Origin of the sequence: Melghirimyces algeriensis (genome assembly GCF_900182565.1) — a bacterium.
Lineage (GTDB): Bacteria > Bacillota > Bacilli > Thermoactinomycetales > DSM-45169 > Melghirimyces > Melghirimyces algeriensis.
Map to the genome: position 1 here is coordinate 77,786 of NZ_FXTI01000008.1, position 14,404 is coordinate 92,189.

General features: G+C 43.3%; 15 protein-coding genes. 1 reads left to right on the forward strand and 14 read right to left on the reverse strand.

Annotated features, from left to right (window positions below; translation table 11 throughout):
- Positions 1-105: 105 nt before the first annotated feature.
- Positions 106-909 (reverse strand): protein kinase family protein, encoded by an 804-nt coding sequence (locus FN782_RS12070; protein WP_142506064.1) that lies wholly within the window; start codon positions 907-909, stop codon positions 106-108.
- Between the two features lie 809 nt (positions 910-1,718).
- On the opposite strand from FN782_RS12070, the gene FN782_RS12075 reads away from it, so the two are divergent.
- Positions 1,719-2,246 (forward strand): STM3941 family protein, encoded by a 528-nt coding sequence (locus FN782_RS12075; protein ID WP_142506065.1) that lies wholly within the window; start codon positions 1,719-1,721, stop codon positions 2,244-2,246.
- Positions 2,247-2,570: 324 nt separating this feature from the next.
- On the opposite strand, the gene FN782_RS12080 is transcribed toward FN782_RS12075, so the two are convergent.
- The 13 genes from FN782_RS12080 to FN782_RS12140 form a co-directional block, all read right to left on the reverse strand.
- A complete protein-coding gene (locus FN782_RS12080) occupies positions 2,571-3,575 on the reverse strand; it encodes a hypothetical protein (RefSeq protein ID WP_142506066.1) in 1,005 nt (334 codons plus the stop codon).
- 227 nt (positions 3,576-3,802) lie between these two features.
- Positions 3,803-4,024 (reverse strand): hypothetical protein, encoded by a 222-nt coding sequence (locus tag FN782_RS12085; RefSeq protein WP_142506067.1) that lies wholly within the window; start codon positions 4,022-4,024, stop codon positions 3,803-3,805.
- A 14-nt stretch (positions 4,025-4,038) separates the two neighbouring features.
- On the reverse strand, positions 4,039-4,641 hold the full coding sequence (locus FN782_RS12090) for a hypothetical protein (protein ID WP_142506068.1): 603 nt from the start codon (positions 4,639-4,641) through the stop codon (positions 4,039-4,041).
- Between the two features lie 23 nt (positions 4,642-4,664).
- Positions 4,665-4,877, reverse strand: coding sequence for a hypothetical protein (locus FN782_RS12095; RefSeq protein ID WP_142506069.1), 213 nt, complete (start codon positions 4,875-4,877; stop codon positions 4,665-4,667).
- A gap of 6 nt (positions 4,878-4,883) precedes the next feature.
- Positions 4,884-5,573, reverse strand: coding sequence for a hypothetical protein (locus tag FN782_RS12100; protein ID WP_142506070.1), 690 nt, complete (start codon positions 5,571-5,573; stop codon positions 4,884-4,886).
- Between the two features lie 7 nt (positions 5,574-5,580).
- On the reverse strand, positions 5,581-6,396 hold the full coding sequence (locus tag FN782_RS12105) for a hypothetical protein (protein ID WP_142506071.1): 816 nt from the start codon (positions 6,394-6,396) through the stop codon (positions 5,581-5,583).
- Between the two features lie 67 nt (positions 6,397-6,463).
- Entirely contained in the window at positions 6,464-7,543 is a 1,080-nt protein-coding gene (locus tag FN782_RS12110) for a hypothetical protein (RefSeq protein ID WP_142506072.1), read from the reverse strand.
- A gap of 235 nt (positions 7,544-7,778) precedes the next feature.
- Complete coding sequence (locus tag FN782_RS17515) at positions 7,779-8,519, reverse strand: 3D domain-containing protein (RefSeq protein ID WP_425462708.1); 741 nt, start codon at positions 8,517-8,519, stop codon at positions 7,779-7,781.
- A 41-nt stretch (positions 8,520-8,560) separates the two neighbouring features.
- Positions 8,561-9,403: a peptidoglycan DD-metalloendopeptidase family protein gene (locus tag FN782_RS12120; RefSeq protein ID WP_221930185.1), complete on the reverse strand. Its 843-nt coding sequence runs from the start codon at positions 9,401-9,403 to the stop codon at positions 8,561-8,563.
- 28 nt (positions 9,404-9,431) lie between these two features.
- The gene (locus tag FN782_RS12125; RefSeq protein WP_185956262.1) at positions 9,432-10,010 is read right to left on the reverse strand and encodes a TadE/TadG family type IV pilus assembly protein; all 579 of its coding nucleotides are present in this window, start codon (positions 10,008-10,010) and stop codon (positions 9,432-9,434) included.
- A 188-nt stretch (positions 10,011-10,198) separates the two neighbouring features.
- Entirely contained in the window at positions 10,199-11,545 is a 1,347-nt protein-coding gene (locus tag FN782_RS12130) for a vWA domain-containing protein (protein ID WP_142506074.1), read from the reverse strand.
- 77 nt (positions 11,546-11,622) lie between these two features.
- Positions 11,623-12,969, reverse strand: a complete 1,347-nt coding sequence (locus FN782_RS12135) for a vWA domain-containing protein (protein ID WP_185956263.1) — start codon at positions 12,967-12,969, stop codon at positions 11,623-11,625.
- Positions 12,970-13,044: 75 nt separating this feature from the next.
- The gene (locus tag FN782_RS12140) at positions 13,045-14,385 is read right to left on the reverse strand and encodes a vWA domain-containing protein (RefSeq protein WP_142506076.1); all 1,341 of its coding nucleotides are present in this window, start codon (positions 14,383-14,385) and stop codon (positions 13,045-13,047) included.
- Positions 14,386-14,404 lie beyond the last annotated feature (19 nt).

Here is a 14,404-nt window from a genome sequence, read left to right on the forward strand (position 1 = left end):
GGAAAGACTGGGGTGTTCGTCCATGTTCAGAACCTTTGACCAAAAGATGAAACTGTGGTCCCTTCCACTCTCTGTCCCTGCCCAAACGAACACCCCTTCTTCCCATCAGGTCGTCCGCAGTGTCATCCTTCCCTGTGCTTCCTGTGCATTGGGTAAATGTGAGAGATACCCCCACCAATCCTCAATCCGTGGACGGGATCGGGGATTGGGATGCAGACTGTACATCACCAAGCGTTCCATCTCCGGTGGGATCTCCTCACGATCCGTGCGGACAGATGGCATATTTCCTCCCGGAGATGGCGTTTTTCCGGTCAGCATCGTATAGGCGAGCGCTCCCAGTGAATAGGCATCCACCGCTTGTTCCTTCCGTTTTCGTTCCTCCGGATTGGCTTCCTTGGGCGGTCTCCCCTGCTCTCCTCCCAACTTGGGAAGGAATCCGGATGGACCTCCATACAGAAACCGAACGGACTCCCCTGTAAACAGCATATTTTGCGGATGGACAACGGTAAATAGATCCTGTTGATAAATGCGAAGCAAATGACCGGAAGCACTCCGCAAAATATGCACCACTTCCCGTCCGGTAAAGGGAACGGAGCGATACAATTCATGCGCCAACAATGTGCCCTCCAGCCGCCCAAATACCTGGTACAGAAATCCTTTTTCCACAAACAAACCCTGAAGCGGAAAAAATGCATTTCGATCCCGCTTAAGGATCTGTTTAAAATCCAGTCCCTTTCGAACCAACCGTACATCCAACCCGTGAAGAAAACGGGTTGGAAGCGGACCGGCAGATCCCTGTGCCGTTTGAGGTTCCACTTCAGTATAGTAAAGAATCCCCTGAATAAAAGGAAACGCCTGAAGCACCCGGTACAAGTCCCGGATCCGTTCACCCTTTTTCTTCATCTTCATACACCATCTTTCTCCTTGAATCTATCGCAAGTTGCAGAATATACCATTTAATCCAACGAGATCCGGCCATCCTTCGATATGATTCAACAAATTTCCACACCATAATACTTTGGGTATATTCTACCATGAAGGAAACCTTCAAAACACCCCGGTTTTTCCATATTCGAAATAAAAATGGGGATAAAACATTTCTATCAAAATGGAGATCAAATGGAAAAAGAAAATCCCCCTCTGTACAAAGGGGGATTGGTTATAGAAAACAACATGAGGAGGGATGATACAAATGTACTTAACGACATCAAACACAGAGCTTATGAAGGGATCAATGGGTGATTGCGGGACACTGTTTATACTAAGGCAAAAACCGCGATCAGACTATTAGCAAAAGGGAGTGTTTTTTCCATATATCAAACATCAGAACCACTCTATATATTTTTCCCTATAGACTAGCCCATCCTCTTCCCCTCTGATCGTTCGATTTCCTCATTTTAAGACTTTTATCTACATGGGTAAAAGTGCATCACATCATCCACCTCAATAGAGTTATTGATAACACCCCGCTAGTTGGAAATATCCTATATGAATTGAAGTTGTCCTTGAGTATGGTCGATGAGGAAAAAAGCGCGCGTAAAGCAGAACAGGGGTGCATCTTCTCACCCCAAACCAAAAAGCTTAAAACATCTGTAGGATATATTCTTCGTTTATCTTTTTCTAGACGAACCTGGAATCGCTTCTGAACCTTGTCCGCTTTCTATTGGTGGTATATTATAAAAAGTAAAGTTATGGATTGAGACAAGGAAAGGGGAAAAATGAACCGAAAATTATTTTATGAGTCCAAAGCCAAATTGATAGGCCTTGCTTCCTTTGGCATTTTTCTATCTCTGGTTTTTGGGACAGTAGCAATATGTATGATGATGGGGATCATCAAAATGAATGGGATCATGTTTTTCTTATCTATGATTATTACAATGATTATGATCCCCGTATCTGTAAAGCTAATCAGTAAGGTAAAGCGGAATGAACCCACTGTGATCGTAAGTGCAGAAGGGATTGAAATGAACGGTTATGTTCCCAAAGTAGGGTTTATTCCTTGGGAAGATATTGATGGATGTATCCCCTATTCATTAAAAGGACAGAATTTAATTGGATTTATTTTGTATGATGAAGAGAAGTATTTAAATAAGTTCACCGGGATGAATCGTAAGATTCTAGAAGCAAACAGAAGTTTAGGATATCCAGCAATTAATGTTTCCTTAAATACTTTAAAGGAAAAGGAAAGCTTTATAAAAGCATTGGAAGAACAAAATGTTGGATTTTATCTGGAAAAAGAGCAATAAGTCGACGGAATGTATCAAGACCGAAGAAAAAAGGCTATGGATGCATCATGCCCATAGCCTTTTTCCACGCAACTCCAGCATCCAGCGCCTCTACAAGCTCTTTATTTTCCCCAATGGAATATCCTCAAATATTTCCTCTACCTTCATCTTCTCTAACAATGAATGGACCAAATGAAGAAAGACAGCAATACGATTTTCCACCATTTTGAACACTTCCATATGTTCATTGTTGGCTTCACTTACTCTTACTTGTTATGAAAAACGACAAAAAAGCACCTGTTTAAACAGGTGCGAAAAAAGCGCATTTTATTGGAATATATCTTATTATTTATAGATAACGGAGCTTTCCAGATCCTGTTCGGATCTGATTTGAGCAGCTTTATTAACTTCCAATATAGCTGTAATATATTCTCCATATTTCCGGTTTGTAAAGTCCACTTGATCTACACCTTTTTCATCTTTGAGGGATGGATCATAATAATAAATTTTTAAACTGGCATCAATCTTATTCTGATTGAAATGTTCAACCATTTGATACACTTTCTTCATTTCTTCTGCTTTATTCTGTTCGGACAAAGCGACTGGAACATTCACCTTCACTTTTTGCTTAAATCCATCTGTTTCTTGACGCAATTCAGGATAGGTGATGTCCTGACCGGCAAACCGCTCTTCCACCTGATCTGTCACCATAACCTTCGAATCCCAGTTCATCATCGGTTTAAAGATGCGTTCCACATGAGGTTGAATCTCTTCCCTTCCCTCAACTGAGAGTTTATAGAAAAAATAACCATCCGTAAATTTCCCTTTTTCCTTTTCTACCACAAAGCTAGAATCTTTATCATTTTTCAAATGTCCTTGCATCGTATACACGGAAATTTGCCGAATATACTTGATCTGATCCACGTAAAACTCTTTCCCATACTTCTCTTTCAGATAAGCTTCTGCCTCCTCTTTCATCTTCTGTTTTTCCTCTTTCGACATCTTAGCATCCAACGGATCCAATGATACCCTGGTCAATCTCTCCATCCCAGCGTCCACTGCCCAAGTGAGCGCCACTGCTATAATAGTAGCCACAATGACTTCCACGAGATATCGCTTCCCGGATGGTACCTCCCGCTTCCCTTTTATGATCTGTATGCCAACGATAATTACATCCACCAAGACCACAATATATAACAGATACATCGGAATGAGTGACACTGTATACTTCAGGATAATAAAGAGAATATCCAGCGCAACAAACAGAACCCCTTTCCAGCGTTGTCCGTTTACAAACTGACCCGTACCTGGAAGCAACAATGATAACAATATAGCAACAAACAGTCTCACCTTTTCACCCTCTTTTCAATAACCTCTTCCCTATCATTCTATACAAAACAACCCCCCCTACGCTTCAATGTATTTTCTTATAAAAAAGCACCTGTTTCAAACAGGTGTCAATCGAAAGAAGCTTTATTATCTACCATCAAATTTCGACATGTTTCACGTGGAACTACAAAATGTGCCTTCTCCTGTATGGGATCGACATTCCTTGATTGGCTATATTGCATATAAACTTAAAAAGATGGCATGATCATTGATAAAGAAAAACAAATCTTCCCGGTATACGGATGATCCGTCTGACGTCCCGCCACATACCCGGTAACGAAATAAACGACGAGCCCCATCACCGCGATGGTGAACCATGTCATCCCCATCCCTGTCACGCCAAATAGAATACCCAGAATAATACTGGAAACCAGCCCCAACCCGGTTCCTTGCATGATCTTGACCAACATACACCTTTCCCCTTTCACTGTTGTGCTTCTTGTTTCGCCTCTTCCACTTGATCTTCAATCTGTTTTAGACCTGAATTAAAAAATAACGACAACAAACAAGAAATGATGGGAACAAAGATTACGGCAAACCAAAACTCATTATCTGCACGTCCAATGCCATACCCAAAACCACCCGCTCCGGAACTGAGCACCCCGATGGAGACAATCACTTTCCCGATCTTGGTTTTGGGATGGAAACTCTCCTCCTGAACAAACGTCCGATAGCGAATCCCCAAAAAGATACAAAGTCCCCATAACAGTAGCAGAATTGCTCCAAACAACGGAGATTCCCCTGCACAGCGCCAGGCAGTGATCATCCCATATAAAAACCAGATGTTTATTACTACTAACTTGCATATAAAGTCATAAATAAGATCAAGATAGATTTGGAAGAGGGCTGCAATGATCGATGCAATAGCAATGACCAGCAAGGTACCCTGCATAACAGTCATCCAAAACTCTGACTTCTCCGGAATGGAGGCCGCTACAGAGCCAAACAAACCAATCAGTACAACGGAGAGTATATTTACGATTAACGCCCCAGCCATATTTTCCTTTATTTTCTCCCATCGGGTCATCAGAAATCACTCCTTCCATTTGATTAAAACCAACTGGAAAATTTATCTTTTACATAATTTTTAACCCCTTTCTTTTTCAAGGAATTAAACTCTTCCTTGGCAACGTTATACACTTTTTCATGTACCTGATCGTGTCTTGCTGATCGATTAATCGTTTGATAGAAGAGATTTTTGTTTTCAACTTTCACAAAAAACGCCTGTCCACAAACAGGCGTTGGGGCTCTATATCCAGCCATATCCGACTATCTCACTTCCACACCCCCTGCACCCGGCCAATCCAGGTAATAGAAAGTAACGATAAAGAATAACACGGAGAAGACCAGCCCATTGGTAATGATTAAGGCCAGGTTAAACACGATATATAGCCCAGTAAACAGATAAACAATAAACAATACAGGCAAGCTAATCAGCACATCAATGATGCCAAAGACAAACAACAACCCGGATAACTTAAAAAAATAGGCTTTTCCAAAGGCCCAAGACTGTTTGATCCCACTAAACCACGTCTTGTCATCAATTACGGCTGTATACGAAATTCCAAAAAACAAAATCAATAGCACAAATCCAGGGATTACAAACAGCAATGAGCCGGTTACAATCAAAAGTGCGATGAAGAGACTTAACACATAGACCGGAAACATATGCTTCAGCGCATCGATCACGGTCTGTCCTAGTCTCACATCTTCATTTCGTGCATACTGAAGCGCCATACTGATAAATGGAAGTTGAATGATAAACAGAACCACAAACATAAAGAAGGCTTGGATCATCGTTGACCATAATGGAATGTGAAATAACTGAAAGGGCAATGTGGTATAATTAACAACCAAGGTGTAGAGTAACTGAATAGGAACCACAAAGAGAAGAATCGTCAAAAGAATTAGCAGAAACTTCTCTTTAAACAACTGCAAGGCATCCTTTACCGGTGTCATCTCTCATTCACCTCCGCGGATTTCGTAAATACTGCACTTCTTCCAAAAGCTCTTTATTTTCCCCCAGTGGAATGTCCTCAAATATTTCCTCGCCCAATTCTTGAAACTCTTGATACTCCTTTGGGTTTTTCGCCTGGGTATACATGTTTTTTTGATATGTCTTTAATTGAAGATACAGCCACCATGCTTTCCAGTTGGAAAGGGATCGGATGGAAGCTAAATACTCCATCACTTTTTCCCGATCCGCCGCCGTCCGAAATTGAATCATATTCTGCCAGTAAGCACTGCGAACCATCTCCACCTGATAGCCTCTCATTTTGGGATAATCCTCTTCTAGAGTAACAACCCCTCGCTTTCGGGTATCCACTGTCAGTTTTCGAGCACTGTTTACTGACCGTTCAATCACCTCTTGATGCTTAATAATCACATCCGGTGCCTTCTGAAAGGATGCCAATGATTCCTGTACATCATCCGGTGCTTCAATATCTTGAAACAGTTGTTCCACCTTTTTAAGCAATGTCTGTAATTGAGTATACTTTTTCATCGAGCGCTTTCTCAATGATTCCCCACCGGTTCCTAAGGCATCAACAGAGGCATTGAAACCATTACTATAAATAAATACCTTTTTAATTTCTTCCACAGGTGGCACCACACCGTCTTCTCGAACAATTAATTGACCCCAAGAAGGAGGATAGCAAAAATAATAATATGACTTTCCATCCATCACCATTTTGGCAGGAAATACTTCCATATTCTCGCCTTTTTTTTCATAACGTTTCGCCATTTCCAAAATATGCATTGGCAGGTTGCTTAATTTAATCATTGTAACCCTCCTCCATATGTTTAACCATGGTATCATCGAGCATCCGCCCGATGATACCAGAGTGAAACTAACTAAACCATCCTTTGATAGTTTCCTTGGCTCCATTCAGCTTTTCGCCCACTTTCTTGACCGCTTTTTTGGCTGTACCCTTCGGATCCTTAACAACTTCTTTCCCTACATCCCATGCCTTTTTCCCCACGTCTTTAATGGTATCCCAATGTTTAACGGCTTTGGCTCCTGCCCAAATCAAACCTCCAGCCACCGCAACCCCGGCTGCCACTGGAGCTCCCACACCGCTGGCGCTCATCAAAACCGCCCCGGACATCATCACTTCGCCCACATTGGCCCAACCATCCACACTGCCCACGCCATCTTTGCTGAAGTTCTCCACTGCTTCCAACCCTGAAACCCCCACATCAATTGCGGCAAATATAGGAGCCGCCTTTCCCGCAACCCTTAGAGGGCGAGCAACATAATCCCCCCCTACTTTCAAAGGTTTGGAAATCTGTGATCCAATATTTCTCCAACCAGAAAATGTTGTAAATTGTCGTCCTTGCGTTGCAGTGTTCCATAACCCTCTAATTTCTGAAGGAGATAATCTAGCAAATTGGCTTACGTGTTTATAGTTATCCCAGGCTTGAAAGCCATCAAACACCATGGTTGCCGTTCTTCCAAACAAATCATTACCGAAAATGACATTCCCGAAGCCTCTCAGCCCTTTTTGCCAGGCTGTCTTCGTATCAAACCGCGAAAAGTCCATTTCAATTTCGCTGAGATCCTTCAGGTTTCCTACCATCAGATCCTTATAAACAAATTTAGCCACTTTATACTCGGTACTGTTTGTCCATTTATCCGGTTCATTCTTCTTATCTTTATTCTCGTTTCCTTCCCCGTTGCCGCCACCTTGATTATTTTGTTGATTTTGTCCCTCAGAACTTTCCCCTGAACCCACATTGGGCTTAGAGGGGATTTTGGGATCGTTTGGAATATGAGGATCGTTGGGAACATAGGGTTTATTGGGGACATAAGGTTTATTGGGAATATAGGGATCTCCGATGGCAAAAACTACACCGTAAGGTGCAAAAAGAAAGGTTGCCAGTACAATTAATGCCGATATCGCCCATATCCGTCTGTGCCTCATTTGCATCGTTTTTTGTACCTCCCTTGATCAATAAATAACGGAGGAATGAATTGTATGAACTGAATCCATCGAACGGGGATTGAAGCCCCTGCTCATTTCACAATCAATTAAATTCCTCTCTTAAGCCTCTTTTATAAGCCGTATATCTTTAAAACTTATGTAGATTACGGTTTGGGAGGTTGGGGACCTAGTGATCCCCATTCCTCCCTTCAACATCGCATCTCTATTCATTGCAGGTCATTTAGTCCACCAGCATTACGCGGACATTTTTTTTCACTCCAAACAGACGCGCTTCCGTCAGTGAATCCATATAAACATCGATGCGGTTGCCCTTGATGGCTCCTCCTGTATCCTGTGCCGTCCGATATCCAATCCCTTCAATATAGACTCTTGAACCAAGCGGAATGACCGAAGGGTCCACCGCAATGGTGACTCCCTCGGATACCGGGGCTCCACTTGCTGTCACCCCATATCCGGGATCTCCGGGGGATTTCCCGGTAGATTCCGGACCGGCTGTATACGCCGTCAATGTAAATGTTCCCAAGGATGTAGCCCCTTTAGGAGCTTCCATATTCGCTTGACCAAATACAGGTTGTGCCAGCATGGGTGCTTTTGATTGTGTCTGATAGGTAAAGGGAGAGGAATCCATAAATAGCAAGGGAATCTTTGTGGTTGCCTTGACCAGCACTTCCTCTCCCTCAATCTTCACCTTTAATTTTTTTAACGAATAGCCCTCAGGGGAACCAAAAGAATCCTTTCCTTCCTTGACCCCCTTTTCTTTATCCCCTGAAGTGGAAACCACACGGACGGTATCCCGAACCGCTGCTTGGGTATCCACTACAGCCATCCCAGTCAATACCAATTGCCAGACGACCAAACCCAACAAGAAAAATAACGGTAAGATGACCATAAATTCAATCGTGGCTGCACCCCGACGATACCTTTGACTGTGCAACATCCATCGTCTGATATGTTTTTTCATGTAAACCTCCTCCATAAACGAAGGTTTTTAAAGGAAATCCTCTATCCTCCATTAAGATACGGCATGGGATTGACCGGTTTCCCATTGTATCTGACTTCAAAGTGCAAGTGGGCACCGGTTGAATACCCTGCATTTCCAATCCCGGCAATATGATCTCCCCGCTTCACACGATCACCTACACGGACACCGATTTGATGGGAGAACATGTGGGCATACCATGTTTCCAAACCATTCCCATGATTGATAATGATCAGGTTTCCATATCCCCTGGAAGGACCGGCCCGGGTGACCACACCATCCCCGGCCGCATAAATGGGCGTTCCCACCCCACCGGCAAAATCGGTACCCGTATGCAATTTATATACCTTTTTAACAGGATGGAATCGCATTCCAAAGGAAGATGTGACATTCATATTTTTAACGGGAGGTCCAAATCTTCCCCCGGATGTCACCAATGGCCCCGCCAATGTCATACTCCCAGCCAGTTGGCTGCGCGCATCATCATAAAGGGGTGTTTTGGCTGAACTGGTATAAGTAATGGGAGAGGAAGACATAAACAGGACTTTAATTTTTACCTTGGCTTTGGCAATCGCCTGTTTGTCTTTGATTTCTACCTTATAGGAATCCAGCGAATAATAGTCTGACCCTTGAAAGGAGGAGCGACCTTCACGCTCCGCCTCTTTTGCGCTACCAGAGGATGCCGCCAGGCGCACTCCATTTTTTAATGCCGACTGCGCTTCCCATAAAGCCATGCCAGCCACGATCAATTGCCAAACGACCACACACATCAGAATCACCAAAGGCAGGATCATGACAAATTCCAGCGTGGCCGCTCCTTTTCTGCCCTTTGAGATCAACCGTTTCACACGGTCGATAACAGCCAATATGAATCCCCCCTTATCCAGAGATGATTTAATATTTCACTTCAATGGAACCCTCTTCGGTCCAAGCGATATATTCCCGTCGGGGACCCGTTCCATTTCCATGAACATCAGTATTTTTAAAGTCCTCCTTAAAGATGGGAGGCTCAAATTTGGTCTTCACCACCACTTCTACCCGATCGTGAACCGACAGACGGATCACGCCATGTTTTCCACCACCATTTTTTTTCGCATAGGAACGAACGGTCGCAATCAGCTCCGCCTTATGTCCGTAAACCACCCGTTCCATAAAGGATTGACGCTTTTGTTCGGTTCCCAACACCGCATAATAAGGATCTATATACCCTGGGTCGCCCGGTTCTTTTCCCTCGTTCCGTCTCGCTACGGCAGCCATTTGCTGTTGCTTCTCCTCTTCCACTATCTGATCCAACTTCTTGGTCACAGCCAAACTGGCCGCATCCGCCGCCACTTGAGAGGTGGATTGTGTCATCCAAACAACAGCCATACTTGCAAGAAACATAAACATCATCATAAATACGGGCAATCCAGCTACCCAGAAGGTTGTGACATTGCCACGTCGACGCCGCAAGACCCTATAAATAGAAAACATAGCCTTGCCTCCTAGAAAACCCTTCTTCATCAAATATACCTATGTCATAATATTCAAAATGAATAAGACAAAGTTCGTAGAAACCTATAAACGATATTGATTTCGAACAAAACAAAAATGGGAAGGGGAGACTTAAGCTTTCTCCCCAAAAGTGAACGGATTGGTTTTGGGGTTGAACACGATTTTTTCTATTGATCTGTCATCTCTTTTTCTTTTTCTCTAATTCTTTTCTGTTCTTTTTCTCTTTCTTCTCTTAGTTTGTCCATCATTGATACCCGTAAATTGAGAATAAACTTATCTATACTTCTCTCTCTATTGATTATTTTTTCTAGCAGAGGATGTGTTTCGTAAGATTCATCAACTTTTTCTTTCAGTTTCTCTTTTTTCTTAAGATACTTTGCAGCTTTTTTAAGTCGATCAACTTCTTGATTTACTATATACGCTAAGCCTCTTTCTTTTCCATCTGGTTTTTTATATAGAAGAGATTCTAGCTTACGAAATTTCCCTCCCCATTTCTTTTGAGCTGTAAGATAACTGTGAGTTGACCAACCTTCCCACTTTTCCTTCAGCTTCTCCTTCTCTGCCTCCAAATACTCTTTTAAATCATCTCCGGACTGAATCGTCTGATAAGATCCATTGCTGGCCTTGGCCACTTGTTTCAACTGCTTCTGACCGGCATTGTCCACATCAAATCCAATAATCTTTACCATAGGTTCAATCCCGGATGCTCCCAGTTTCTTTGCTTCTTTTACCGGGTCGCCTCCGCATGTTTCCACTCCATCACTCACCACATAGACAATATTCCTCGTATCTTTTCCTTCCCATTCTTTCAAATCGTCGTTAGCCGCTTGAATCGCTGATGCCAATGGGGTCCAGCCCGTGGGCTCAAATTGATCCAACGACTCTGTAAATTCGTTAGAGTTGTAGGATTTCAGGGGGTAGACCAGCTCATTGCTCTGACAGGAGACCTTCTTCTCTTTTTTCTCGTTGCTCCCTTTATGGCCGTAAACCCGCAGGGACACATTGGCTTCTTCCGGCAGTTCAGATACAAATTTCTTGATCGCTTGTTTGGCCAAGTCCATCTTCACCCCGCCATCCACCTTCCCTGCCATACTGCCGCTGGCATCCAACACGATCTCCACATTCATCCGTTCAATCGAAGGAACATCCACTTTCTGATCCGGTGTCTTCTCATTCACCCGGATTGCAGTATCAAAATTCATTACTTCTTCATATTTGGGGCGATAATTTTCCCCCAGCAGATAGACCAATCGGTCATAGGCCTCTTGGGTGCTCAGATTGTCTGGAAACTGGTCCAAGGCTTTTTCCACTTTCTTTTGATCATAGTTCTCTCCAGAAAAACGCCCCGGTTTTTGCTTCATAATTTCTTTGGGATCATGAGCCGCCTCAGGTATTTTCTCTTCTTTCTTTTCCGCTGTTTTCTTGTCTCCATTCGTTTCTCCCGTACCACAACCACTGATCACCAGCCATGTGGAGAAAAGGATGGTCAGACACGGATATAAACGGTTTTTCATCTTGGACTCTCCTTACAACTTACAGACGATTCCAGAAAAGGTGGAGACCATTGTTTTGGGGTTGAGCACCGTTATTTCTATTGATCCGTCATCTCTTTTTCTTTTTCTTCAATCCTTTTCTGTTCTTTTTCCCTTTCTTTGTCCAGCTTATTTAGCATCGTCACCTCCAAATCATCAATAAAGCTATCCATATCCATCTCTCTATCATCTATTTTTTCTAGCAGAGGATGTGTTTCGTAAGATTCATCAACTTTTTCTTTCAGTTTTTCATTTTTCTTAAGATACTTAGCAGCTTTTTTAAGTCGATCAACTTCTTGACTTACTATATATGCTAAACCTCTTTCCTTTCCATCTGGTTTTTTATATAGAAGAGACTCTAGCTTACGAAATTTCCCTCCCCATTTCTCTTCAGCTTTCAGATAACTGTGAGTTGACCACGCTTCCCACTTTTCCCTCAGCTTCTTCTTCTCTGCCTCCAAATACTCTTTTAAATCATCTCCGGACTGAATCGTCTGATAAGATCCGTTGCTGGCCTTGGCCACTTGTTTCAACTGTTTCTGACCGGCATTGTCCACATCAAATCCAATAATCTTTACCATGGGCTCAATTCCTAATGCTCCCAGTTTCTTTGCTTCCTTTACCGGGTCGCCTCCGCATGTTTCCACTCCATCGCTGACCACATAGACAATATTCCTCGTATCTTTTCCTTCCCACTCTTTCAAATCGTCGTTAGCCGCTCGAATCGCTGATGCCAATGGGGTCCAACCCGTGGGCTCAAATTGATCCAACGACTCTGTAAATTCGTCGGAGTTGTAGGATTTCAGGGGGTAGACCAGCTCATTGCTCTGACAGGAGACCTTCTTCTCTTTTTTCTCGTTGCTCCCTTTATGACCGTAAACCCGCAGGGACACATGGGCTTCTTCCGGCAGTTCAGATACAAATTTCTTGATCGCTTGTTTAGCCAAGTCCATCTTGACCCCGCCATCCACCTCCCCTGCCATACTGCCACTGGCATCCAACACGATCTCCACATTCATCCGTTCAATCGAGGGAACATCCACTTTCTGATCCGGTGTTTTCTCATTTACCCGGATTGTGGGATCCAGGTTCATTACTTCTTCGTATTTGGGGCGGTAGTTTTCTCCCAACAGATAAACCAACCGGTCATAGGCCTCTTCAGTGCTCAGATTGTCTGGAAACTGGTCCAAGGCTTTTTCCACTTTCTTTTGGTCATAGTTCTCTCCAGAAAAACGCCCCGGTTTTTGCTTCATAATCTCCTTGGGATCATGAGCCGCCTCAGGTATTTTCTCTTCTTTCTTTTCCGCTGTTTTCTTGTCTCCATTCGTTTCTCCCGTACTGCAACCACTGACCACCAGCCATGTGGAGAAAAGAATCAACAGAGATTTAAATAAACCGTTTTTCATCTTGGACTCTCCTCGCAACTTACAGACAATTCTAGGAAAGGTGGAGACCATTGTTTTTGTTGAGCACCGCTTCTTCTATTGATCCGTCATCTCTTTTTCTTTTTCTCTAATTCTTTTCTGTTCTTTTTTCTTTTCTTTATCCAGCTTATTTATCATCGTCACCTCCAAATCACCAATAAAGCTATCTATACTTGTCTCTCTTCGATATATTTTACCCAGAAGTGGATGTCTCACATTAGTAGCTCTTTCTTTCAGTTTTTCATTTTTCTCAAGATACTTTGCAGCGTCTTTTAATCGATCAATTTCTTGATTTACTATATACGCTAAACCTCTTTCCTTTCCATCTGGCTTTTTATAAAGAAGGGATTCTAGCTTACGAATTTTCCCTCCCCATTTCTCTCCAGCTTTCAGATAACTGTGAGTTGACCAACCTTTCCAAGCTTCCCTCAGCTTCTTCTTCTCCGCCTCCAAATACTCTTTTAAATCATCTCCGGACTGAATCGTCTGATAAGATCCGTTGCTGGCCTTGGCCACTTGTTTCAACTGTTTCTGACCGGCATTGTCCACATCAAATCCAATAATCTTTACCATAGGTTCAATCCCGGATGCTCCCAGTTTCTTTGCTTCCTTTACCGGGTCGCCTCCGCATGTTTCCACTCCATCACTCACCACATAGACAATATTCCTCGTATCTTTTCCTTCCCACTCTTTCAAATCGTCGTTAGCCGCTCGAATCGCTGATGCCAATGGGGTCCAACCCGTGGGCTCAAATTGATCCAACGACTCTGTAAATTCGTCGGAGTTGTAGGATTTCAGGGGGTAGACCAGCTCATTGCTCTGACAGGAGACCTTCTTCTCTTTTTTCTCGTTGCTCCCTTTATGACCGTAAACCCGCAGGGACACATGGGCTTCTTCCGGCAGTTCAGATACAAATTTCTTGATCGCTTGTTTAGCCAAGTCCATCTTGACCCCGCCATCCACCTCCCCTGCCATACTGCCACTGGCATCCAACACGATCTCCACATTCATCCGTTCAATCGAGGGAACATCCACTTTCTGATCCGGTGTTTTCTCATTTACCCGGATTGTGGGATCCAGGTTCATTACTTCTTCGTATTTGGGGCGGTAGTTTTCTCCCAACAGATAAACCAACCGGTCATAGGCCTCTTCAGTGCTCAGATTGTCTGGAAACTGGTCCAAGGCTTTTTCCACTTTCTTTTGGTCATAGTTCTCTCCAGAAAAACGCCCCGGTTTTTGCTTCATAATCTCCTTGGGATCATGGGCCGCTTCAGGAATTTTCTCTTCTTTCTTTTCCGCTGTTTTCTTGTCTCCATTCGTTTCTCCCGTACTGCAACCACTGATCACCAACCATATGGAGAAAAGGATGGTCAGACACGGATATAAACGGTTTTTCATCTTGGACTCTCCTCCTTTT

Bases quoted from the DNA above. Each gene is read 5' to 3' on its own strand.
- FN782_RS12070 (WP_142506064.1), bottom strand. From the start codon at position 909: ATGAAGATGAAGAAAAAGGGTGAACGGATCCGGGACTTGTACCGGGTG.
- FN782_RS12075 (WP_142506065.1), top strand. From the start codon at position 1,719: ATGAACCGAAAATTATTTTATGAGTCCAAAGCCAAATTGATAGGCCTT.
- FN782_RS12085 (WP_142506067.1), bottom strand. From the start codon at position 4,024: ATGTTGGTCAAGATCATGCAAGGAACCGGGTTGGGGCTGGTTTCCAGT.
- FN782_RS12090 (WP_142506068.1), bottom strand. From the start codon at position 4,641: ATGACCCGATGGGAGAAAATAAAGGAAAATATGGCTGGGGCGTTAATC.
- FN782_RS12095 (WP_142506069.1), bottom strand. From the start codon at position 4,877: ATGGCTGGATATAGAGCCCCAACGCCTGTTTGTGGACAGGCGTTTTTT.
- FN782_RS12100 (WP_142506070.1), bottom strand. From the start codon at position 5,573: ATGACACCGGTAAAGGATGCCTTGCAGTTGTTTAAAGAGAAGTTTCTG.
- FN782_RS12105 (WP_142506071.1), bottom strand. From the start codon at position 6,396: ATGATTAAATTAAGCAACCTGCCAATGCATATTTTGGAAATGGCGAAA.
- FN782_RS12110 (WP_142506072.1), bottom strand. From the start codon at position 7,543: ATGCAAATGAGGCACAGACGGATATGGGCGATATCGGCATTAATTGTA.
- FN782_RS17515 (WP_425462708.1), bottom strand. From the start codon at position 8,519: ATGAAAAAACATATCAGACGATGGATGTTGCACAGTCAAAGGTATCGT.
- FN782_RS12125 (WP_185956262.1), bottom strand. From the start codon at position 10,010: ATGTTTTCTATTTATAGGGTCTTGCGGCGTCGACGTGGCAATGTCACA.
- FN782_RS12130 (WP_142506074.1), bottom strand. From the start codon at position 11,545: ATGAAAAACCGTTTATATCCGTGTCTGACCATCCTTTTCTCCACATGG.
- FN782_RS12135 (WP_185956263.1), bottom strand. From the start codon at position 12,969: ATGAAAAACGGTTTATTTAAATCTCTGTTGATTCTTTTCTCCACATGG.
- FN782_RS12140 (WP_142506076.1), bottom strand. From the start codon at position 14,385: ATGAAAAACCGTTTATATCCGTGTCTGACCATCCTTTTCTCCATATGG.